The sequence below is a fragment of the Shewanella sp. SM29 genome, from assembly GCF_025654245.1.
Lineage (GTDB): Bacteria > Pseudomonadota > Gammaproteobacteria > Enterobacterales > Shewanellaceae > Shewanella > Shewanella oncorhynchi.
Genome location: NZ_JAKKRN010000048.1, coordinates 1 through 22914, shown reverse-complemented (window position 1 = coordinate 22914; position 22914 = coordinate 1). Strand labels below are relative to the sequence as shown.

Below are 22914 nucleotides of genomic sequence, written 5' to 3'. Positions count from 1 at the left end.
GAGTCGTCGCGGGAATTGTTGGGATAACGCACCAATGGAGCGTTTCTTTAGAAGTTTGAAATCTGAGTGGATCCCCGCCAGTGGTTATGGGAATTTTACAGAAGCAGATAAAGAGATCACAAATTACATCACTGGATATTACAGTGAGACCAGACCCCATCAATATAATGGTGGGTTAACGCCAAATGAGTCAGAACGTTTATATTGGAATGACTCTAAAATCGTGGCCAATTTTACTTGACCACTACACTCCACGTCAGTGGTTACTCAATACCTAGATAGAAGTGTGTACTCTCTTTTTAATCCAGCTAATTTTATAAATTAGGGCTCTAGGTTACGCTAACCTCTGACGAATAAGGAAAATAAATGAGCGATATCCTCAGAAAAATCAAGTCCTACAAACTTCAGGAAATTGCAGTAGCTAAATCCGAAATTAATATTGATGAGATCAAGATGATGGCAATGGAACAGCCTGCCGCTCGTGGTTTCTACAATGCACTTAAATCTCAAAATCAGCATAGTCAACTTGGGTTGATAGGTGAGATAAAGAAAGCCAGCCCATCAAAAGGGCTTATAAGAGAAAACTTCAATCCGGCAAATTTAGCAAGGGCTTATGAAGAAGGTGGTGCTACTTGTCTATCCGTGCTCACCGACATGCTGAGCTTTCGTGGAGCGCCACAGCACCTTATCGATTCGCGTAGTGCTTGCAATCTACCTACGCTGCGCAAAGATTTCATGTTTGATCCCTACCAAATCTATGAGTCTCGCGCCTGGGGAAGTGACTGCATCCTGCTAATCATGGCTGTATTAACCGATGAACAAGCGGCCGAGCTTGAAGATATCGCGTTAGAACTTGGTATGGATGTGTTGATCGAGGTCCATAACGTAGAGGAATTGTTACGAGCGTTGCGAATGAGGTCACCACTGCTCGGCATCAACAATCGGAACCTGAATACCTTTGAAGTTAGCCTAAATACGAGCGAAAATCTGGCTCATATGGTCCCAGACAGTAAACTGCTCGTAGGTGAAAGCGGAATCTTTAACCATAGTGACTGCCTACGCCTGAAAAACGTGGGAATTAATAGTTTCTTAGTTGGTGAAAGTTTGATGAGGAAAAAGGACGTTGCAAATGCAACCAGAGAGCTATTAACTGGCCTTCCCCAAAGTTGAACATTCATTAGACGTTGACCAACAACAAACATACCAATCTCTCATAGATAGTATATAGATTCATGCAAGGCTTGCTTCCAGCGGTTTCCATGCTTCATGGACATGCAGAGCTCTACATGAATTCCCAAAACTAAAAAGAAAATTTGTGCAAACTCTTTAAATGAGACAGTAGAACGATGAACCAACGTGCTTTAATAACCGGTGGTAGCCGCGGTATCGGCTTAGCAATTGCCAAAAGCTTTGCGGCACAGGGCTCAGATTTAATATTACTAGCGAAGAATTCTAGGAATCTTGAGCGAGCTAGGAGGGATATATTGTCCACACACCCCAATTGCCAAATCCAACTGATACCAGTGGATATGCAATACCCCGAAGCGGTTGACCAAGCCATAACTTCGCTATTAACTAACTCAGCCCCCATCAACATATTGGTTAATAGCGCCGGGATTTTGTTGGCAGGGACCTCGAAACTAAGTGCAGCGCAAGTAAGTACAATGCTGACGATAAATATAACCTCGACGATGATAATTACCAATCACTTAGCCGATCATATGAAAAGGATCGGAGCAGGCTATATTTTCATCTTGTCATCCCGAGCTGGTGTAGAGAATCTTGCAAAACTAGGTGTATATGCGGCTAGTAAAGCAGCGCTGATCAGCTACAGCGAGGCGCTATACAAAGAACTACTACCATTCAATGTGCATGTCACCTGCCTGTGTCCAAGTGTAGTCAATACGGACATGACCAACGATGGTCGCATCGACAATGCAAGCAAGATTCAGGTAGTCGACATAGTTAATGCTGTGGATTTTCTTCTAACACAGGGAGAGCATGTACTGACACCACGGCTTGATTTGCACTCCAAAGCCCTAAGCCTTGAGCAGTTAAAAGTAAGTTTGTAAGCCAAAGCTAACTTGATTGAGCAGTACTCCTTAAGCAGGGCATTAGGTTTTAACATCCGACAAAACCTGCTACCTTTGCAGGAATTGACTGTATTAGATTAAAGTACCAGGTAATCCAAAGGAGCTGACACCAATGCAATGGTCACGCAAGCCACTAATCAGAATTGCCCTGCTGGATGACCACACATTGATCCGCGAGGCGCTGAGTATGCGTATCTCAGCAGAACCCGACTTCAGTTTACAAGGTGTCTACTCAACCAGCACCGAGCTGCTCAATGCAATGCGCCGGAATACCTTCGATCTTCTGGTGCTTGACTACCAACTGAGTGACGGTGAGTTGGATGGTTTGCGTCTGATAGGTCTAATTCGCCAACGTTATCCCGATTTGCGCATAGTTATCTTTTCCTCCGCTGAACGTCCCGCTACTGTACATATGAGTATCCGCACTGGTGCCAACGGCTTTGTCGGCAAATCGCAAAATACCGACGACCTGATTAAGGCTATTCGAATGGCCGCGCGCGGACGGTTATATTTGTCGCCGAGTTTTGCAACAGAGCAGGAAAAACAGTCCTTTTCCCAATCTATTGATGTTGCTTGCCCTAACGAGAGTAAACAAGGCTTAGTTAACTATTCTGATTTGTCACCAAAGGAAAGCGAAGTGCTTCGCTGCTGTCTCACAGGCCTTACGGTCAACCAGATCGCCCTGAAATTCTCGCGTAGCAAAAAGACTATCAGCGGCCAAAAGCAAGCCGCCTTCCGCAAACTTGGTATTAGTACCGACTCAGAGCTGTTCAAATTGGAGGCAGAGCTTAGCAAAACGCACTGACGCACTCTCATACTCCATTACCGTTGTTATCTCATCTCATGTGATCGAAGTTCGGCGCTACTGTAGTGTTATCTGTAGCGTTGTTTACACCTTAATGCGTCGTTACCCCATAGATATTTTATGCTGAAACTCACAAGTTAGAGTTAAAGGTTTAACTCAGAAATGTCCAATTGTAAGTTTGCAAAGGTTTAATGGATATTCGTAGTAAAATTACACTTTATCACTAGAGTTATTTTGGGATTCCTTATTTGTCAGACTATGGGTAGATTTTATGTCAATGTATGGTTATATGATTTAGCTAAGTACTTGTTCCTAGACACGCTGAGATGTCATGGTTTGGTTTCAGCGACAGTAGTTTCGCTGAACCCATACCGTTGGCAGTGTTATCCACATAGCTCCATAAAGTTGGCACCATTTTTATTGACCACTTCAGCGGTATTATTTGAATGGAGCATTCATGGCCTAGTCATTTATGCACTTTTTGGCCCTGTAGCTTAAGTCATTGCGGCTTTAAAGTTGACCATCACTTTTTAGCCGACAACGGGTATGGCTTACACACTTCAACACCTTGATAGCAAAGAGGCCTTTGGGGCCAGTTTTGACCTAATGCGTATCTTGCGGCCGCATATCACCTCTCCAGCTGTCTATGTCGCGCAATTGGCGCGTCAGGCCGAGCAAGATTACCGTTTGCTCGCAGCGTGGGACGGTGCTCACATCGTCGGCTTGGCGGGTTACCGCGAGCTGGAAAACCTGATCTACGGACGTTTCATCTACGTCGATGACCTAGTCGTGAGCCCAGACCTTCAACGCAGCGGCTTGGGAGGAAGACTGTTGGCTGCAGTGCGTGATGAGGCTGTGAAGCGTCAATGTGATCACTTTGTCTTGGATACCGGCCTGCATAATCCCTTAGCACAACGCTTCTATTTTCGTCATGGGTTGCTGGCTCGTGGTATGCACTTCACCCAGAAACTTCGGGGTGGGGAACAAGCATGAATAATGTTTTGTTGATCAATGCCGGTCCGCATGCGAGCCAGTTCCTGTACTAACTGGTTGAATGCGAACTGGGGGCTAATCCATTGCTACCGTAGGACATGGACTACGCTCACGCTCTGATCACCTCCACGATATTTAAAGCACTGCTGTTCGAGTTGCCCGAAGGGCTGAGCGGCAAATTAGGGGGCTGCGATGTCCTGCTCATTGCCGCTCGGAGGACCGTGCGCTGCCATGACACTCGTGATTGATCGGGTGTTTGGTGGTGCATCTTTGTGAGGTAGCTTCCTTAATATTCAGGGATAGAATAGAGTAAATCCCAAGTAATCAAAGCTCTATATCTCAATGGCATCTAGGTGATAGCAGTCCTAATGAGTTATCAGGACTGCTTATTACGTCAAAGTTGATTAATGCTAGAATTTATTCAGCAAAGCCAACACTAAGTGCAGATGGTTAAATTAATGCTTAAAATGTGACATTACAGTGTCGTATTTAAACTTTTATCCTTTGGCCCGTTCAATTAATATTGTTTGAGACAATATTTGAGGTAGAACAATCGGTTTGTTTACGCCTTTTTTATACCACAAATACAAAGGTACTCCAGAACGCCCATGTTGTGATAAAAACTCAGTGATCTGACTATCTCCGTTCGTCCAGTCGCCAATCATAGTCGCGACATTATGTTGTTTAAACGCTGCTTTGACTTCTTGGCGCTCAATCGATGTTTTCTCATTTACCTTGCAGGTTAAACACCAGTCAGCCGTAAAATACACAAACACATCTTGCTGCGCGCCTAAGATATTGAGTTGTTCTTGGCTAAAGACAAGCGCTTCCGCCACCTCTTTTTGTTCACCCTGTGCATGGGATTCAGCCTGTGGAACCCAATAAAGGATTGCCAACAGAGGCAGTAACGTCAATAAGAGGCTAGGCCACCACTGGCCTTTATGCTGCGAGTGTTGCCACAAACCAGTAAGCCATAGACCAAAGGTGGATAGCATGGTTGCTGCAAGTACAGACAAGACATAATTATCATTTGATTGGCGCATCAAAATCCACACTAGGCCTAATACGGTAATAAACATAGGCAAAGAAAGGATCCGCCTTGCGGTGACCATCCAAGCCCCTGGCTTAGGTAAGCGAGTACGTAATGCCGGAATAAAACCCACCAATAGAAACGGTAATGCCATGCCAAAACCTAAGCCGGCAAAAATTACCAATGCCACCGTCGTTGGTAATACTAAGGCGGCACCTAAAGCTGTCGCCATAAAGGGCCCGGTACAAGGCGTTGCAATGAATGCCGCTAATACCCCAGTCCAGAAATCTCCCATGGGGCCTTTTTGATCTTGCAATTTAGAACCTGAGGTTAATGTCCCTATTTCGAACAAGCCCGCCAAATTAAACCCAATCGCGCTCATTAACAGGATCAATGCGGCAATTACAGCTGGACTTTGCAACTGGAATGCCCAGCCGACTTGATGCCCCAAGGCCCTAAGGCCTAAGATAGCGCCACCTAAGCAAATACAGACCAACACCGCACCTAAGGTATAAGCAACTGAGCCCATCCTCGCCGCTTTTTCCGAACCTTGATGTGACAGACTCAAAATCTTTAAGCTCAGGATAGGAAATACACAGGGCATGATGTTAAGTAGTAAGCCGCCTAGAATTGCGCCCACAAAAGCCGTGATGCCAATCAACCAGATGTTTTGATTGCTGGTATTATCTTCATTTATCGGCGGTACAATAAACGCGACATGGTCAGTTTTATGGGCATCAAAGCGTAATGCGGTACCATTTTCTAATACTAAAACTCCTTGAAATAAATCAGCTAATTCATCACCCTCTTGCGTTTGCATACTCAGCACATCGCCTTCATGGTTCAGGATCTGCTGTGCATTGTTTACTAGGGTGTTATTGATGATGGGATAGATATGGGCATTACGGCTGTCGACTGAACCGTGTAGCGGTAAAGACAGCGTCAGAGTATTGTTCTCGACTGCAAACTGCCCCTTAGCATCCAATGGTCTAGGTAGCATCTGACGCCATTGACTAAATTGCCGCTGATGATGCTGCTCAACCTTGCCATTCCCGACCATGAAGTCTTGCTCGATCGTCTGTTGTTCTGGCAAGCAGGTTGTTGGATTACATACTAGATAGCTGATATCGAGCTTGATGGGCAACGAAGTACCAACTGCAATGCTGCTATCAATAGTGATAGGCGCAAGCAAGGTATATTCGCCGTGATAAATGTAATTCATGATATCACTGGTCACCAGCTGACTCGGCGCCGGATATTGCACCTCTCCTATCGTCACGCCTTCGGGCAACTGCCAATCAAACCGCGTTGGAAAGCCTGCATCACCGGGATTTTGCCAATAACCATGCCAGCCTTTTTGAGGTGTCATGGTGATAGCGAGCTCGTGGGTTCCAGCTGCAGGCTTGTCAGACTCCATCATCATGGAAATAGAAATTAGGCGCTGAGACTGACTTAGCTCATTGGCCATAACTTGCAACGAACATATTAGGATAATAAATCCTGTTATAAACTGAGCTAAACGTTTCATGTCACGCCTTTATTATCAAGATGAAGGGGTTATTTTAATGCTGAAATCGTGTGTAAAACGGCATCAAAATCATCATCTTGAATCGAGGATTTTAGGATAACCTTACCGTCAGCGTCGATTAAACTAATGCTTGGTACTTGGTTAACACCAAATTGCTTGAACAACTCACCATCGCGATCAAACACGATTGGCATAGTCGTGCCATAACTCTTACGATAATCCTTAAGCTCAGCAACTGATGACCATAAGTTGGTCGAAACCGTTACCCATTGCACTGTGGATGCTTGCGATTTTTTCTCCAACAGCTCACGCACCCGAGTACAGGCCTGCGAAGTCTTAGGCTCTGTTGTTTCTAAATACCACTCACACCAAGGGCCAAAGAATACCGCTGCCACTTTTTTACTGCTGGCTGTATTAAATTTAATATTAAGCGGCTTTTCGTCAATGGTAGAAAAAGCGAGATCAGGCACTGTATCGCCCAAGTTATAACCTGAATCTTTCGCTACAAAGGTCGGATTATGTAAAGGTTTACCTGTCGCTTTTTCAGCGACTACTTTATCCAAAGCCTGATGGAACTCTTTATCATCCCTATGACCGAAATAAGCAAATTTACCATTTTTATCAATCAATAAATGTTGAGGGGTAACACGTAAGTGGAACGCACGTGCTAGCTTGCCATCATCAATAGTAATGGGCATGGTCAAGCCCATTTTTTTACTAAACTCGGTGACAGATTTTATGTTATCGCTGATACCTGTGTTCACCGCAATGACTTGAACCTTGTCACCGTACTTTTTATAGATATCTTCAAAGCTCGGCATTTGTTCACGGCATGGGACACACCAGGTGGCCCAGAACTTAATATAAACCGGCTTCTTACCATACAAATCAGCAAGATCAATCGCCTTACCATCAATGGTTGTCATCTTCATTTGAGGGGCTGGTGTGCCAACCAAGGACTCCCCAGCTGCTTTAGCTCTTCGTTCACCCTCGGCCGAATAATCGTCGTCTGCACCATGGGCCACTTGAGCCAAGGTAAATAAACATAACAATGCGATCAATGGTGTTTTTAACAAGGTATTAAAGCCGGTTGTCATAACAATTTTCCTATCATTTTTTACTGAAAGCGTAAGATACCTATTAGCCTGAGTGTCCCAGGGCCAAAAGGTCATGAATTAAATGGCCGTAGAGACAGTTGATTAAGCTAAGGCGGTCACTAAATGCTCACATACTCGACGTTGAACATCTGCGATTTTTTGCTGTACTAAGTCAGTGCGATTTGCTGTGCCTTCAATCGTGAAAAATAAGACATTATTGAGACCAATGGTGGCCAAGATCGCTTTGATATAGGGGGTAAAGAAATCGGGTTGGTAGGCGGCTTCACCAGAAAACACCCCACCCGACGAGATTAAAACATAAACTGGCTTATCTACCAATAATGCTTGCTTTCCGGTAGCAGTAATGTCGAAGGTCTTGCCTGCTCGAACTACGTGGTCCAGCCAACTTTTAAGACAGGAAGGTATGGAATAGTTATGCATAGGAGAAGCTATGATCACCAGATCTGCCCTCTCAAGGGAGCGGATTAATCGATCCGAAATGGCTAAGCTGCCCTTGTTAAGATCATGAGCACTGTCAGCAGCGCAGAGTGAGTTAGCATAATCACTGTCGATGTGTGGCAGTCCTGTGGCATCGAGCATGTCGATATTGAGTTCATGTAAATCAGTAAGTTGGTCAATCATGGCTTGCGCCACACTATAGGTCGAGGACGCTAGCTGTTGCGGGCTGCAGTTAATCACTAAAATCTTCATATTTTCTCTCTACAGATAAGCATTGCCATGTATCAGTTTCCCCCAATACGTCGATATGATACAAATACCCATGGCTCATAATAAGAGCCATGAAGTTGTTTTTTTAGTGGACCATGTTGGCAGCTGTGTGTCGCTTATTACTGAGTTCTAGGAGCAGAGGAATGACTAAAGTCTTGGCCTATAAGCAAGTCTATCAACGCATTCATACTGCGATTTTGCAAGGGATACTCAAGTCCGGTGAGCGGCTCCCCTCTGCTCGTACCCTTGCCAAGGAAATGGGTGTCGCACGTGGAACGGTAGAGGAAGGTTATGCCATCTTAAAAGCCGAAGGCTACATTGAGTCTAAAGGCCAAGCTGGCACTGTGGTCAGTCGACATTTTTTCGAGCTAGCTAAGGTCCAAACCATTCAGCTAAACACTCGCCAGCCCGGTTTCCACACTGAAATAGAAACTTCTGTCGTACTTCCCTTTCAGCTAGGTATTCCAGCGTTAGATGCCTTTCCAAGGCAAGCTTGGTCAAGAATGGCGGCAAGATGCGCCCGTAACATCCAGATGGATGATTTGATTTATCCTTCTGTTTATGGCAGCCCGCAACTCAGGATAGCCATAGCGCAGTATTTACAGCTTTCCCGAGGGGTAAAATGTGAGCCCACCCAAGTATTTATCACCTCTGGATATGTCCATTCCATTAACTGGATAGCCCATGTGCTGCTAACGCCACAAGCCAATGTCGCCGTAGAAGATCCCGGTTACCCACTGACTCGGAAAATCTTAGCTAATCAGAATCTTAATATTGTGCCAATCGTTGTCGATAAAGAAGGCATAAATTTACCGCCCAACACCCAAGCGGACGCGGTGATTGTGACCCCAGCTCACCAGAGTCCAACTTGCGTGTCCTTATCGCTCCAGCGTCGACAGGAATTACTCAGTTGGGCAGAGACTAACCAAAGTTGGATTATTGAAGATGATTATGACGGTGAATATCGCCATACAGGTCAGCCGCTACCGGCGTTAAAAAGTTTGGACAACTTTGATAGGGTTATTTATTCAGGCACATTCAGTAAGGTGCTTTTCCCCAGTTTGCGAATGGCTTATATAGTGGTGCCCAAAAGCAAAGTGTCAGCGTTCGAGCAATGCTCTGAACTGTATGCCGGCAATGTTTCGGGGCTTACCCAAGCTTGCGTGTTGGCTTTTATGCAGGAAGGCCATCTTTCCCGGCATATTCAACGGATGAAAAATCTATATAGAGAGCGCAGAGAATTAACCGCCAGAGTCTTTAAACAAGTGTTAGGCGATAAGGTATCGATTGAACCACAACCGGGTGGAATGTATATGATGGTAAAATTGACCGACCCCAATATTGATGATGCAGAGCTGGCCAACAATATGATGAAGGCAGGGTTATTTGCTCAAGGGTTATCGCAATGGTCATCAAGACCCGTTCACCCAAGCTTAATTTTAAGTTTCACCAATATTAGTACTGAAGAAGAATGTCGAACCTTAGTTTCTCGCTTCAAAGATATTTTAGGGCAATGCTAATTGTACGTGAGAGAGATTTATAGAAATGGTTTGATTTTATTATGGAGAAATGAACTGAAGTTGTTGCGAAAGTGGAGCTTAGTTGAAAACTATACGTCACATAGTAGCAATGGGGCATTTGTTCTGCATTAAACAGGCTCTATAGCAAAGACATTGCTTACAAAAAACAAAGGCTAGCAGTTTTTTCGAAGTAGAAACCATTGACATTAATGCGTTAAATCGTGCCCGTGAATCACTCTAGGTGAGCTAGAGTGAATAAAAAAGCAAAAATGATATCAAATGATTACGCACAAAGCCGCATGAAACAGCTATCCCTAAAAAGCAAGTTTCTATAGCTCATTAACATCAGTTAGCATGGACGTGGCAACGGCCATAGTCGAGATTGAGTCAACACGCGATTTATGCCCTGCTATCATCGCAACGCATAAATACTAAGACGGTATATGGAGAAATTGATATTGATGAAAGTTAAAGCTTATTTGGTTAATTCCTTTACTGCCAATGGAAGCGGAGGCAACCCTGCAGGCGTAGTATTGAACGCCGATAATCTGTCTAACGAAGCTAAATTAGCAATAGCACAAGCCGTTGGTTATTCAGAAACTGCCTTTGTTTCTCAAGATGACGAAGTCGACTTTGAGTTGTCTTTTTTTACCATAACGGGTGAAGTTGATTTCTGTGGTCACGCAACATTAGCGGCATTTTCAACAATGCATCAAAAAGGGATGGTAGCCGAAGGGCAATATGTTCAAAGGACTAAAGCGGGTTTACTTACCGTAACGATAGAGTCTAATGGCAATATAGTGATGGAGCTGAAGTTACCTGAATACCTTGGGATGTTTAGTTACGAGGCAATATCAGAGTTAATTGGCATTGATCCGGCAGTACTAGAGTCAACTCAGTTACCTATTGAGGTTATTTCAACAGGCTTGCCTGATATTATTGTTCCAGTGCCATATGGATATCTAGATAGAATCCAAGTGAATGAAAGTTTGCTCAGTGACTTCTGTAAAAAACATGATGTTATTGGTATTCATGCTTTTGAATTATGTGATAAAAACAGTGGGTTGACAGCGAGTTGTCGGAATTTTGCTCCTTTGTTTGGTATTCCAGAAGAGTCCGCCACGGGGAGTGCTAGTGGAGCATTAGCATGTTATCTAACCAAGCACCTTGGCGGTGAACATACGAGTCGTTTTACTTTCGAGCAGGGCAGGGCAATGGACTGTATTTCAATAATTACGGCGTCAGTTACGTCGAAGGAGCAGGATATTCTCAGGGTTATGGTTGGTGGATTTGCGCATGAGGTTGGGCTGCTGGAAATCTCCGTATAACAAATAATTTAAGCAAATCCGTAACGCTTGCCGCTATGGGATTGCAGTGAGTTTGAGAGGTGTGCAGCGACTTGGTGGAATTCTTATTTGGGGAGAAGCATGAGAAAGGCTGATAGAAAATGAAAATCATCGACTATTTGGTTCAAGTAACCAACTTACCTAGCGATTTACTAGAAGTGTCTAAAAATACAAAGTCAGAGCTCTACAGAACTTATAGAGTATATAAATTGCTCATAGATTCTAAGCTACTTTGGAAAGTCTGGCTTATTGATGAGCACGAGCAAGTTTGGCTTGAAGTCAATTTTATTAATTGCGAGGGGAAGCCAGAATTTCATACCGTGAGTTTGGATAAAGGTACCTATCAGGAAATAGGGTTTGATTCATATACCGCCCTGAGTAGTTTGGAGTAAATCGGAACTAACAAGTATTAATATGACTAAATACGGTGGCCTATTCTTCAGCCCGTTCATTTGGCGTTAACCATAGCTTCTCTAATGATTATTTAGCCTCTAATTGTGCCTTTGAATCTAACTAGGCAAGTTTGATTTACAAGCTGAAACCTGTCATTTATCTCTAGCAGATACCTCACTCGCTTTTGTCCAATTGTAAGTTTGCAAAGGTTTAAATCACATTCGTTGTAACATCACACTTTCCCATTTGAGTTATTTTTGGTTACTCCTATTTGTCAGGCTATGGGTACATTTTATGTCAATGTAGGGTTACATGATTTAGCTAAGTAATTGTTCCTATTGACACTGCTATGTCATGATTTAGGTTCTGCGACAGTGTTGTTATCAAGCTAGCTCAAAATTGTGTTCATCACCTGCTTATGTTGCCCGTTTATGTGGATAACGACACTACACGGGCTCAGCCTCGCATCAAATCCAGTCAAATCGTTGTGACATCCTCGCCAACAAACCCTAGTGCGGTAAGTTCTTCATCTAGTATCACTGCTATGTAATGACGCCATTAACTGGCAATAAGCCAATAAGCCAATAAGCCAATAAGTCCATTATGTCTAAAAGGATTAATAATAGTTTTTTTCAGTTTTAACTGTTCATTTTACTCATTTTATTTCGTTGCGGGATACTAGAATAGCGGTTCATTTAATACTTAATTTTTATGGATAAACAAGATAGTTATACCTCAAAATAGGTATTTATATCTTGAGTATGATTTCTTAAATATTCACCTAAATTAAGTATAAATCTGAGATTTAAGCCGGATTTAATCGCTACTTATATCAATTTATAGTGTAGGCTTGAGAAAGTGCTGTTGAAAGATGATGCACCTAGGTCTAGAATGAAAAATTAAAGGACTGATTCACTAATGATTATAAAGTTAAGTGACCCAAAGGGAAGAGGTGAACTATGCGCTTTTATATGGCAAGACAGCCTATACTGAATAGAAATAAAAACGTTGTTGCTTATGAGTTGCTCTTTAGAAATAGTCGGGATAACTATTTCCCACAGGGTGTTACAGACAATGTTGCTACAGCTAAAGTTTTTGTAAATAGTTATTTAAGTATGGATCTAGAGGATTTAACCGAAGGGAAGCCAGCATTAATTAATTTTCCATCTCATTTCTTGCGAGACCATTTGTTATACATGTTTCCATACAAAAATATTATTATTGAGGTATTGGAAACTGTTAGCCCAAGCGAGGATAACTTTATTTTAATTAAAGAGTTATTTAACTTGGGTTATTATCTTGCTTTAGATGACTTTGTTTATTCTCCTGAGTGGGAACGTTTTTTTCCTTTTTTTAAACTTATAAAAATTGATATAATTTCAACGCCTTTAGATAGTGTTTCTCATCTGATCCCTAAATTTAGACAGTATAATTTAAAACTACTTGCAGAGAAAGTTGAAACATTGGAAGAGTATAGGCTAGCTAAGTCACTCGGTTTTGATTATTTTCAAGGTTATTATTTTTATAAGCCAGAACTCATAGAGGGGAGTGAAATAGGTGCTACACAACATTTTGTTATGTCTATTTACAATGAGGTTTTTAAGTCTGATTTTAGTTATAAAAAACTTGAACATTATTTTTCTCAAGATTTAGATCTTACCTATAAATTACTAAGGTATGTCAATTCAAGTCAGTTTGAGCATGTGAATGAATTTACCTCAATTAAGCAGACTATGATTTTTTTAGGTGAAAATAAACTTCGTAAGTTTGTAAGTCTCATTATTTTGGCTGAACTTAATCCCAATAAACCAGTTGTGTTAATTAATAATACTATAATCAGGGCTCGGTTATGTGAAGAGTTAATATCATTAATGGGATTTCCTTTGTTGAAAGAGTCAGCATTTTTGACTGGATTATTATCTACTTTAGATGCCATTTTAGATAAGCCAATGAACAGAGCGATAGAGCAGCTTCCTCTTGAACAGCAAATAAAGCGTGCTTTACTTAATAATCATGGATACCTAGCTCATTGTTTACAACTTACTCTGGCGTATATGGAAGGTGATTGGGTTACTGTCGATTATTTCATTGATAATTATAATATGGATCCTGAGAGGCTCATCTCAGCGTGTGATAAAGTGTATAGCTGGTTTAATCAGTATAAAAATTCAGTTCAGTAGTAATGAATGCTAGTTTGCAATAAGGATATGCGATGATGAATGGTATTGATTTAGACTTGTTTGATTCTTGTGCATTTATGCTATCACCTGAGGGGGAGTGGTTAGGCGAGAATCAAATTTTCTCAAATAATAATTTTTTAAAAAATGCCAAGAAAAAAATAATTCAGCATTTTGAAAAACTTAAACAGGATATCACGCCTAATGAATGCTTAATGATAGGAAGTAACTGTTTAAAGTTTAGCCTATTAAAGATGGTCAATAAAAATTTTATTGTGCTCTGTGTTGTAGAGCATGATGCGCCAATAATAAAAAAATTTGAGTATAACCAATTCAGGCGTGAGGAGCCTGCGGGTGATGATTCTAGATATCAGCAAATTGCTTCAGACGGTTTTCTTGTCATAAATATTCTTGGCAATATTGATTTTATTGGTGGCGAGGTTAAATACCTTTTTTCATATTTACATGTTGATAATTATATTGGTAAGTCATTTTTTAGTTTAATTCAAGATATTGTTATCTATGAGATTGTTGGTAGAAATAATTATAGAATTATGAAGTGGTTTAGATATAAATGTGCAACTAATAAAAAAATATGTCTATCTTTTAAAACTAAATCAGGGTTGTATTTTGAGTATAGAGATTTCTTCCTTGATGATGGAACTCGGTTTGGGTTAATTATAGATGAATCTAAACGATATGAGAAAGAAAAAGTATTAATAGAGAAATGTTCAGAGCTGGAACAATTGAATAGCTTTCAAAGTGATTTTATTGCCACTCTAGGTCACGAGATTAGAACACCATTAAATGCAGTGCTAGGCTTAATTGAGCTCAGTTTAGGTAATGTAAGGGCACAGGATAAGAAGTTATTATCTGTCGCATTCAGGACTTCAAAACAAGTTTTATTACTCATTAATAGTATGTTGGATTTTAAAAAGACAAATGAGAGTAGTACAGATGTTAAACATGACTCGGTAGATGTTAGGTTGTTAGGCGAATCTGTTGTTGATGCGTTTAGCCTTCAAGCAGATAAAAAAGACATTAATTTAGACTTTTTTATGCCATTAAATTTTAATCGCAGGGTTATTTGTGATGAAGTTAAACTAAATCAAGTTATCTATAATTTAATCTCCAATTCAATTAAGTTTTCCAATAAAATTGACTCGTCGATTCTATTAGAAGTAGAAGTTCTGGAGCAGTCATTCGAAAATGTAAAACTAAAGTTTTCTGTTATTGATAATGGTATCGGTTTAACTGAAGAGGAACAATCAAAAGTGTTCGGTAAGTATGAACAGGCATCATCAAATTCTTACCGTCAGTATGGTGGTGTTGGCTTAGGCCTATACATAAGTAAAAGTATATGTCGTTCAATGGGAAGTGACCTTCAGGTTATTAGTCGTATCGGTGATGGTAGCGTTTTCTATTTTGTTATTGATTTTGCTTTAGATAGTCACTTTACGGCACCTGATGTAAGCGGCTCCTATCGTTCTGATATTGATGCTTCAGTAACAGCATATACTAACAGTTCGATTTTTCACGAATCAGTTTCAAGATATTCCAAAGAGCTTGATTTCGAGTTGCTATATTTACCAAGTAATGAATTACTGGAATTTGAAACTGAAAGCTCAATACTTTTTATTGACTTGAATCAAAATGATATTATCTCAAAGAATGAATTTGTAACTAGTCTTTTTACAAGAAAAGAAAGAGTTGCAGAGTTAAGGCGAGTGTCACTTTCTAAGTCTAACTCTGACTACGAAGTGATTTCATATCCACCACTCAGAATTCAATCAGTAACTGATTTCGTTAATGTTAAAAATTATTTTAATATTATTGACGAGCAGGCTTCGGATAGTGCTGATTATAGTAATATTAGTGTGTTAGTTATTGATGATTGTCAAGAAAACTTATTTGTTATCGAAAAACAGTTATTATCTGTTGGAGTCATAGTTTCCTGTGTTCAAGATCCGATGCAAGCAATTGAGCTTTTTAAGACAAATAAATTCAATGTCGTTATTTCTGATGTGATAATGCCAACTATATCGGGCTCAGACCTCATTGGCGTCATTAGAGAAGTTGAAGGGTATCGGGAATTAGCGCCATCGATTATTGTGATGTTGACCGCTGATCATGGCGACATATGTAAAGATGAATGTTTGCAGGCTGGAGCAAATCGCGTACTTGTAAAGCCTCTGACGTTGAATGATTTGATTGGCCTTTTAGATGAAGTAAAAGTCACTTTGTCAAATAATACAAGTTTAAAAAAGTCTACAGTTAAAGCAGATAATACTTCTTTTGATAATAGTTTTTTCTGTTGTGATGAAACACCGCAGGAATTAGTGGATATCTTACAGATAGTCAACTTGTCAGATATATATAATTTTGTAGGTGAAGATATAAGCGATGAAGAGTTATCTATTTTTTTAGAACAATATTATAGTAATTTACTTGTTAAGCGTGAAGCATTAAGGTCTGCAATTGTGGATAATGATCTTCGTATTATTACTGCAATTAGCCATACCCTTAAAAGTAATTCTCTTTACATAGGAGCAAAAAAATTAAATTTATCTTGCCAAGAACTAGAGCGTGTTTCGCGTAACAATGCTATTGATTACAAAGTTATCTTAAAATGTTGGCAAGAGGTTGATGATGATTTATTTGCGTTAATTGAGTTTTTTATGCAAAGGAGTAATGCTAGTGGATAGAGTCAATTTTGAGCATATCGTTCTCTATACGAACGACCAAGATAATGATAGATTATTGATAAGTGTTCTAATTCGTCACTTTTCTCGTATTCATGTGATTAAAACGAATGCTGAGCTTGTTGAGCAAATCAAACAATCAACCCCAAAAGTGATTCTTGTTGCTGCTGAAACTTTACAAGAAACTTTACTTATTTATTACGAAGCCATAGAGGAATTGCAGGCTGTAGAAATATGTGAGCATGCTGTTGTTTCTCTTATTCCAAAACATCAAGAAAGAGAAGCGTACGAGGCTTATCGTAGTGGAGTGATTAATGATTATTTAATTGCTAGGCCAATGTATGAAGTGCATAGAGCAATTATAATATGTACACATTTATTGCGGGAAATTGGGTTGAGAGGAAAATATAAAAAAGTAGAAGAGTTTGTAAATGTGCAAGATAACTACTCTTCGCATATCAAGGAGATTGTCCTTAAAGGTGTTCAGCGCAAGAAGGATTTAGAACATAGCTTTGAATTAAGTTTGATTGAAATTGAGCAATCATTAGATAAGGCAGAAGCGCACCTTGCAAGTAATAGAACCGCTGAGTTAGATCTGGCTTCATTGAAGAAGATATTATCATTTATTCGTTCTAATGAAATTAGACCAGCTTTGTTGAAACTACAAAGTAAGGCGTTGCACTTACTTGAACTTGTTGTTACTGATGTATCAAATGTGGCGACGGTCGCAGAAGCCCCTTTGCCAGAACAGGAGCATATTGAGGTTAGCAACAAGGCAGTTCCAACCGTGCCTGATACTAAATACACGTATAATCGATTGTATTCGGAGTCAAAAAATTCTCTTGTATCAGTTGAAGTTCCTGTAGTGCCAAAGATGTTAATTGTTGAGGATGATCACATTAGCTTGAATTTAACTATTATGCTTCTTAGAACGTATGCCATTGAACTTGATACATCATTGTCTGGACGTATGGCGTTAGATTTACTTTCTAAGAAAAAATATGACGTTATTTTAATGGACATAAATCTTCCTGATACTAATGGGTTTTATATTATTAACCACATTAATAAGTCTAATGGAATAAATGCAATTACGCCCATAGTTATGTTGACTGGGAATAAAAATAAGTCATCAGTTCAGCAGGCAATAGCTGCAGGAGCTAAAGGTTACATTATCAAACCACTATATAAGGATTCAATAATCAAGCTTTTTAGGAAGTATGATATTCCATTGCATTTGCGATAGTTCTATAGGCAGGGGTTTTAATAGTGCTTGTATATTTTTCTTTTAACCTCACAGGTATGGGCCTATATCCTTACCCGTAACATCTACCTTTTTAGGTATTTAAATTATGGTTTTTTTATGTTTTGTAGGTAGAGGCTTTATGTCAGCATGGCTGATTCAGCACTCATCTTATTGGTGTGTTAGAAATGCGATGTGGTGACTGAGTTCCTAATGATTTACGCCGGGAATTTTAGATTTTCATCGCACGGTGAGCCAGATATGCTGTGCATTTACTTAGAAAATTTACTGTAAGTTAGCAATATATCGCTTTTTATCGTTAACGATTGAACGCTCAATAATCATTTTTAGATACTGTTTGAAGTTTAATATCTGATAGCTATATTTTAGGCATGTATTTGATTTGCATTTTTATGTTGTACATTGTTCTTTGGGGTTTTTATTAGATTATACTGATGTTTTTTAAGTTATAGTCTTTAGCTTGAATATGATGTTCATCTGTGGAATGACCACCTATTGTTGGCTGGCGTTAGTGCCAATCATAGATCAAGGGAGTCGTTTTGATGGCGCTAGTTGTGATGGAGTTAGGATGGTTGACAATACTGTACATAATCATAAATCTCGGACTCAATATATTATTTTAGCTGTGGCTATTTATGCGCTTGCAGCGCTTGGATGGATCTTTTTATCCGATCAATTGTTGCTTGTATTTACGGACACAGAAACTGTGTTTCGTTTATCCCTCGCTAAAGGTTTTTTCTTTGTATTTACCAGTGCCTTTATCCTACTTTTTGTTCTGAATGCCGTTCCTGACCGTCATAATGCTCCATCGGGTAATTTGCTTGAAATAACCTTTGCTCGCTCTGTAGCGATAAGCAATATCTCATGGCTTAAATATATTGCAATATTGAGTTTTACGCTGATAACGCTATGGTTTGCCAATTCGCTTTCAGCTGAGCAGCACCAGCGCTTACTATTGCTGATTTTTATGTTGCCTATTTCATTAAGCGCGATTGCTGGCGGATTTGCCCCTGGATTAGTCGCGACATGTCTCTCTGTTCTGTGTGTCTATTATCTTCATCCAACCGCCAATAGTCTCGACAATATTCATTCTGTCGATTGGTTACAGCTTATTAGTCTAAGTGTTTACGGCATAGTGATCAGTGCACTAAGCGGCTATTTACGCGCCTCATTACAGAAATTGGATGTGAATCATCAACTGCTCGATTCTGTGGTTTCTCAAACAACCGATGGTATTTTTGTGAAGGATTTGGCGGGGCGTTACATCTTGGTCAACCAAGGTGCCGCTACCTTTGTCGGCAAGAGTATGAGTGACATCTTGGGCAAAGATGACACTGATATTTTTGATGCTGACTCGACTCATATTATCCAAGAAAAAGATCGCACTGTATTAGTGTCCGGAATGGTCACCACACATAAAGAGTATTTACATATTCAGGGTGAAGCAGCCATTTTTCAAGTGACCAAAGGTCCTGTGTTTGACGCTCAAGGTGCAATTTGTGGCTTATTTGGAATAGCAAGGGATGTCACGACTCAAGAAAAAAATGCTGAACATTTACTCATTAGTGAGTTGGGATTAAAACAAGCACAACAATTATCAGGGATTGGCAGTTGGGAGTGGGATTTAGTTACTGATTCGCATACTTGGTCTGAACAGGTTTTTGTGATTTATGGCTTGCCATATAAAGAAGCTGCCCCTTCGATAGAACAAGTGCAGAAATTATTTACTCCTGAGAGTTGGCAAGCGTTAAGTACGCTGGTGATGCGATGTGTGCATACGGGAGAAGAGTATGAATGCGAAGCTGAGTTGCTAGATCCTAATCGTGCCCATCGCTGGATTATGGCTAGGGGTCAAGCACAGCGTGATCCGCACGGTAAGATATTTAAATTGCACGGTACAGTGCAAGATATTACCCAGGCGCGACAGCTTCAACAACAACTAGCGGCTCAAACAGCACAATTACAAAGGGTTATTCAAGGTTCTGAACAAGGATTCTGGGACTGGAATGCTGTTACTGGAGAAGTGCAAATCAGCCCAAGATTTGAAGCCATTTTGGGATATCAAGCTGGCGAGATGAAGTTGACGGTTAATAATTGGCGCCAATATGTGTATGTCGAAGATGTGCAAAATATAGAGCAACAGGTTCTACAGCATCTCATCCATAAAACAAGCAGTATAGAGTTGGAAGTGCGCTGCATTAAAAAGACTGGCGAGCTGTGCTGGATATTGTGTAAGGGGCGGGTCGTTGAAGAGGATAGTCAAGGTCGAGCGTTGATGATTTCGGGAACCCAAGCCGATATCACGTTATTAAAGACCCATGAGACTGAGTTAGATCGCGTGGCAAATTATGATGCACTTACAGGATTACCAAATCGTCGCTTACTTTTAGACCGTTTTCAGCAAATGATTGCCCATGTTCAACGTAATGGCAGTCTCTGTGCCGTGTGTTTTATGGACCTTGACGGGTTTAAGGTGATCAATGATCGTTATGGCCATGAGGTTGGTGACCAACTGTTGATCGCGATTGCAAATAATGTGTCTGTGGTGATTCGGCAGCAAGATACGTTGGCCCGGGTAGGAGGCGATGAGTTCGTTATCTTATTTGAGATGATGTCTGAGGAAGAATGTACTCAAGTACTATTACGAATACTGGCGGCGGTCGATCAGCCGATATTAATCGGTGATTTAAATCTTTGTTTAACGGCTTGTATTGGCGTGAGTTTGTATCCAGAGGATAACGTTGACCCCGACATTTTATTGCGCCATGCCGACCAAGCCATGTATATGGCAAAATCGGCAGGTAAGAATCGTTTCCAAATGTTTGATCCTGACATTGATCGTAACATTATTGCTCGGAGAACTTGGTTAGAAGAACTTAAGTCAGCTTTTGAACGTCATGAATTTGTGATGTTTTACCAACCAAAAGTGAATCTCGCTACCGGTAAAATTATTGGTGCGGAAGCCTTAATTCGTTGGCGTCATCCACTGCGAGGTATAGTCGGTCCGAGTGAGTTTTTACCGGATATTGCAGGCAGTGATCTTGAAATTGCTTTAGGTGAATGGGTTATCAATACTGCAGTAGCACAATGGCAGAATTGGCAACAGAGTGGTCGCCCGATAGCAGTAAGTATTAACGTAAGCGCTCGGCAGCTATTGGCTGAACACTTTAGCGCGTTCTTAAAATCGACGTTAATGCAATATCCCGATTTGACGGCCTCGGATCTAGAATTGGAAATTTTAGAGAGTGCCGCCATTGAAGATATGACATTGGCAATTGAGATCCTTCAGGAATGTAAGCGTTTGGGTGTCCATTTTTCCCTAGATGATTTTGGTACAGGTTATTCGTCGTTAACGTATTTACGCCAATTACCCATATCGACGATAAAAATTGATCAGAGTTTTGTGCGAGGTATGCTCGATAGCGAAGATGATTGGCGTATCGTGGAGGGTGTTATCCGCTTAGCGTCAGTATTTAATCTTAATGTGATTGCTGAAGGTGTTGAAACCATTGCCCATGGTAAGAGTTTAGCTGAATTGGGCTGCCAATTGTGCCAAGGCTATGGTATTGCTCGGCCTATGCCTGTAGAGGAGTTTGCTCTTTGGTACGACGAATGGCCATCGCAATATCAACAGATTAAAAATGAATTCAAGCAAATGGACGAATTGCATCGTTAATAGCAAGTTACAGAGAGTTTTTCGCTGGCTTTAAGGGTTTAGGTCGTTTACTCGTGTATTTGGAATGGACTTATTTGGCGTGATGGTTCTTATCTGGAGCAAAAGTTGGCGCTGGGCTAATCTTTTGCTCCATAGTTGAGAATACTTTTAGTGTTTAATCTATATTTCTTTTTGATTTACTCGGGTTGATAGCTCTGAAGCGCTTTCTTTGCGTTCGCTATATCGGTTCGTGAGGAAATTAACATTGCCCCTCAGGAGTAAAGTGAATTTCATCAATTCCTCCATAACATCAACTACACGATCGTAGTAAGGCGAAGGTTTCATTCGGCCTGCCTCGTCAAACTCTAACCAAGCTTTTGCGATTGAAGACTGGTTGGGTATGGTGAACATGCGCATCCATCGTCCCAATATACGCATTTGGTTTAGTGTGTTGAAGGACTGTGAACCACCACTCACCTGCATTATTGCTAATGTCTTACCTTGTGAAGGCCGGACAGCACCTTCAGCCAAAGGGATCCAATCGATTTGAGCTTTCATAATACTGGTCATCGCACCGTGGCGTTCTGGTGAACACCACACCATACCTTCGCACCAACGTACCATTTCTCTTAGTTCCATGACTTTGGGATGACTGTCAGGCGCATCATCAGGAAGTGGAAGTCCAGAAGGGTTAAAAATACGCACCTCTGCGCCCATGTGTGTTAATAGTCGAGCGGCTTCTTCCGTCGTCAGTCGGCTATAGGAGCGTTCTCGTACTGAGCCATAAAGCATCAGTATTCTAGGCGGATGGGTTAGAGGAGTTAGATTAAAACAGTCCATATCCATGTTATTAACCATTAATTCTTGTTTGAGCGCTGGCATATCGTGGTTTAGTGGTTTCATGTGCGAACTCTTTGTCCCTGTTCATTAATGATGATTTCGCCATCTTCTTTGGTGAAAGGGCCTTGTTGTGCTTTGGTCAAAATATCAAGCACTGTCTCAGATGGGCGACAGAGTTTTGTGCCTCGCGGCGTAACGACGATAGGACGGTTAATTAAAATGGGATAAGTCAGCATAAAGTTAACCAGTTCTTCATCAGTAAATGTGACTTCAGAAAGTCCTAGTCGTTCAAATGGTTCAACATTGTTACGTAGCAATGAACGCACAGATATTTTCATCTCATTAATTAGCTTAAGTAATTCATCGCGGGAGGGTGGCGTTTCTAAGTAGTGGATGATTTGGGGTTCGACTCCACTATTACGGATCAATGCTAAAGTGTTGCGCGATGTACCACAGGCTGGATTGTGGTAAATCTTAATGCTGTCATCAATCATATTAGGGTCTGTTGATCTTTCGAGAGTGATTTTTAGACAGCATGGCAAGACGTTATAATTTGCTTCGCCAAAAGTAACCATAACCTCAAGCCATGCCAAGACTTATGCTAACCGATGAACGCTGGGAAAAGCTATTTCATTTAATGAAAAGCACAGGCCGTGTTTATGACAAACCTGAACATAGACAAACATTCGAAGGTATTCTTTACCGCCTTAGAACAGGTATCCCTTGGCGAGATTTACCTAAA

The 22914-nt window shown here is 40.8% G+C and carries 18 protein-coding genes; 13 read left to right on the top strand and 5 right to left on the bottom strand.

All coding sequences use genetic code 11. The features are described from left to right. From L5L77_RS21395 to L5L77_RS21375, 5 genes are all read left to right on the top strand, one after another. Positions 1-241 (top strand): integrase core domain-containing protein (locus L5L77_RS21395; RefSeq protein ID WP_263185691.1); only part of this gene is annotated, 241 nt, incomplete at its 5' end. A 125-nt stretch (positions 242-366) separates the two neighbouring features. Further along, positions 367-1170 (top strand): indole-3-glycerol phosphate synthase TrpC, encoded by an 804-nt coding sequence (trpC, locus tag L5L77_RS21390; protein ID WP_263141069.1) that lies wholly within the window; start codon positions 367-369, stop codon positions 1168-1170. Between the two features lie 176 nt (positions 1171-1346). Beyond that, entirely contained in the window at positions 1347-2072 is a 726-nt protein-coding gene (locus L5L77_RS21385) for an SDR family NAD(P)-dependent oxidoreductase (RefSeq protein WP_263141071.1), read from the top strand. Positions 2073-2205: 133 nt separating this feature from the next. Continuing rightward, the gene (locus L5L77_RS21380; protein WP_263141073.1) at positions 2206-2898 is read left to right on the top strand and encodes a response regulator transcription factor; all 693 of its coding nucleotides are present in this window, start codon (positions 2206-2208) and stop codon (positions 2896-2898) included. A 546-nt stretch (positions 2899-3444) separates the two neighbouring features. Next, positions 3445-3891 carry a GNAT family N-acetyltransferase gene (locus L5L77_RS21375; RefSeq protein WP_263186561.1) on the top strand — a complete coding sequence of 149 codons (447 nt, stop codon included), beginning with the start codon at positions 3445-3447 and terminating at the stop codon, positions 3889-3891. A gap of 497 nt (positions 3892-4388) precedes the next feature. Here L5L77_RS21375 and L5L77_RS21370 read toward each other — a convergent pair whose 3' ends face one another. The 3 genes from L5L77_RS21370 to L5L77_RS21360 all read right to left on the bottom strand — a co-directional run bounded on the left by L5L77_RS21370 (position 4389) and on the right by L5L77_RS21360 (position 8257). Beyond that, entirely contained in the window at positions 4389-6449 is a 2061-nt protein-coding gene (locus L5L77_RS21370; protein WP_263186562.1) for a protein-disulfide reductase DsbD family protein, read from the bottom strand. 29 nt (positions 6450-6478) lie between these two features. Further along, complete coding sequence (locus L5L77_RS21365; RefSeq protein ID WP_263186563.1) at positions 6479-7546, bottom strand: redoxin family protein; 1068 nt, start codon at positions 7544-7546, stop codon at positions 6479-6481. Positions 7547-7648: 102 nt separating this feature from the next. After that, positions 7649-8257 carry an FMN-dependent NADH-azoreductase gene (locus L5L77_RS21360; RefSeq protein ID WP_263186564.1) on the bottom strand — a complete coding sequence of 203 codons (609 nt, stop codon included), beginning with the start codon at positions 8255-8257 and terminating at the stop codon, positions 7649-7651. A gap of 161 nt (positions 8258-8418) precedes the next feature. Here L5L77_RS21360 and L5L77_RS21355 point away from each other — a divergent pair, with 161 nt between their 5' ends. From L5L77_RS21355 to L5L77_RS21325, 7 genes are all read left to right on the top strand, one after another. Next, positions 8419-9795, top strand: coding sequence for a PLP-dependent aminotransferase family protein (locus L5L77_RS21355; RefSeq protein ID WP_263186565.1), 1377 nt, complete (start codon positions 8419-8421; stop codon positions 9793-9795). Between the two features lie 461 nt (positions 9796-10256). Then, the gene (locus L5L77_RS21350) at positions 10257-11123 is read left to right on the top strand and encodes a PhzF family phenazine biosynthesis protein (protein ID WP_263141217.1); all 867 of its coding nucleotides are present in this window, start codon (positions 10257-10259) and stop codon (positions 11121-11123) included. A gap of 119 nt (positions 11124-11242) precedes the next feature. Beyond that, positions 11243-11533 (top strand): hypothetical protein, encoded by a 291-nt coding sequence (locus L5L77_RS21345; RefSeq protein WP_263141085.1) that lies wholly within the window; start codon positions 11243-11245, stop codon positions 11531-11533. A gap of 960 nt (positions 11534-12493) precedes the next feature. Continuing rightward, the gene (locus tag L5L77_RS21340) at positions 12494-13714 is read left to right on the top strand and encodes an EAL and HDOD domain-containing protein (protein ID WP_263141086.1); all 1221 of its coding nucleotides are present in this window, start codon (positions 12494-12496) and stop codon (positions 13712-13714) included. Positions 13715-13746: 32 nt separating this feature from the next. Continuing rightward, positions 13747-16416 carry a hybrid sensor histidine kinase/response regulator gene (locus tag L5L77_RS21335; protein WP_263186568.1) on the top strand — a complete coding sequence of 890 codons (2670 nt, stop codon included), beginning with the start codon at positions 13747-13749 and terminating at the stop codon, positions 16414-16416. Beyond that, entirely contained in the window at positions 16409-17659 is a 1251-nt protein-coding gene (locus tag L5L77_RS21330) for a response regulator (protein ID WP_263223396.1), read from the top strand. The genes L5L77_RS21335 and L5L77_RS21330 overlap by 8 nt, the downstream gene beginning before the upstream one ends. Positions 17660-18245: 586 nt before the next feature. Beyond that, on the top strand, positions 18246-21353 hold the full coding sequence (locus L5L77_RS21325; protein WP_263223395.1) for an EAL domain-containing protein: 3108 nt from the start codon (positions 18246-18248) through the stop codon (positions 21351-21353). A gap of 159 nt (positions 21354-21512) precedes the next feature. Here L5L77_RS21325 and arsH read toward each other — a convergent pair whose 3' ends face one another. Together arsH and arsC are read right to left on the bottom strand one after the other, a co-directional pair. Beyond that, positions 21513-22214, bottom strand: a complete 702-nt coding sequence (gene arsH, locus L5L77_RS21320; protein WP_173248745.1) for an arsenical resistance protein ArsH — start codon at positions 22212-22214, stop codon at positions 21513-21515. Between the two features lie 17 nt (positions 22215-22231). Then, entirely contained in the window at positions 22232-22666 is a 435-nt protein-coding gene (arsC, locus tag L5L77_RS21315; protein WP_263182487.1) for a glutaredoxin-dependent arsenate reductase, read from the bottom strand. A 92-nt stretch (positions 22667-22758) separates the two neighbouring features. Here arsC and L5L77_RS21310 point away from each other — a divergent pair. After that, positions 22759-22914 (top strand): transposase (locus L5L77_RS21310; RefSeq protein WP_263185135.1); only part of this gene is annotated, 156 nt, incomplete at its 3' end.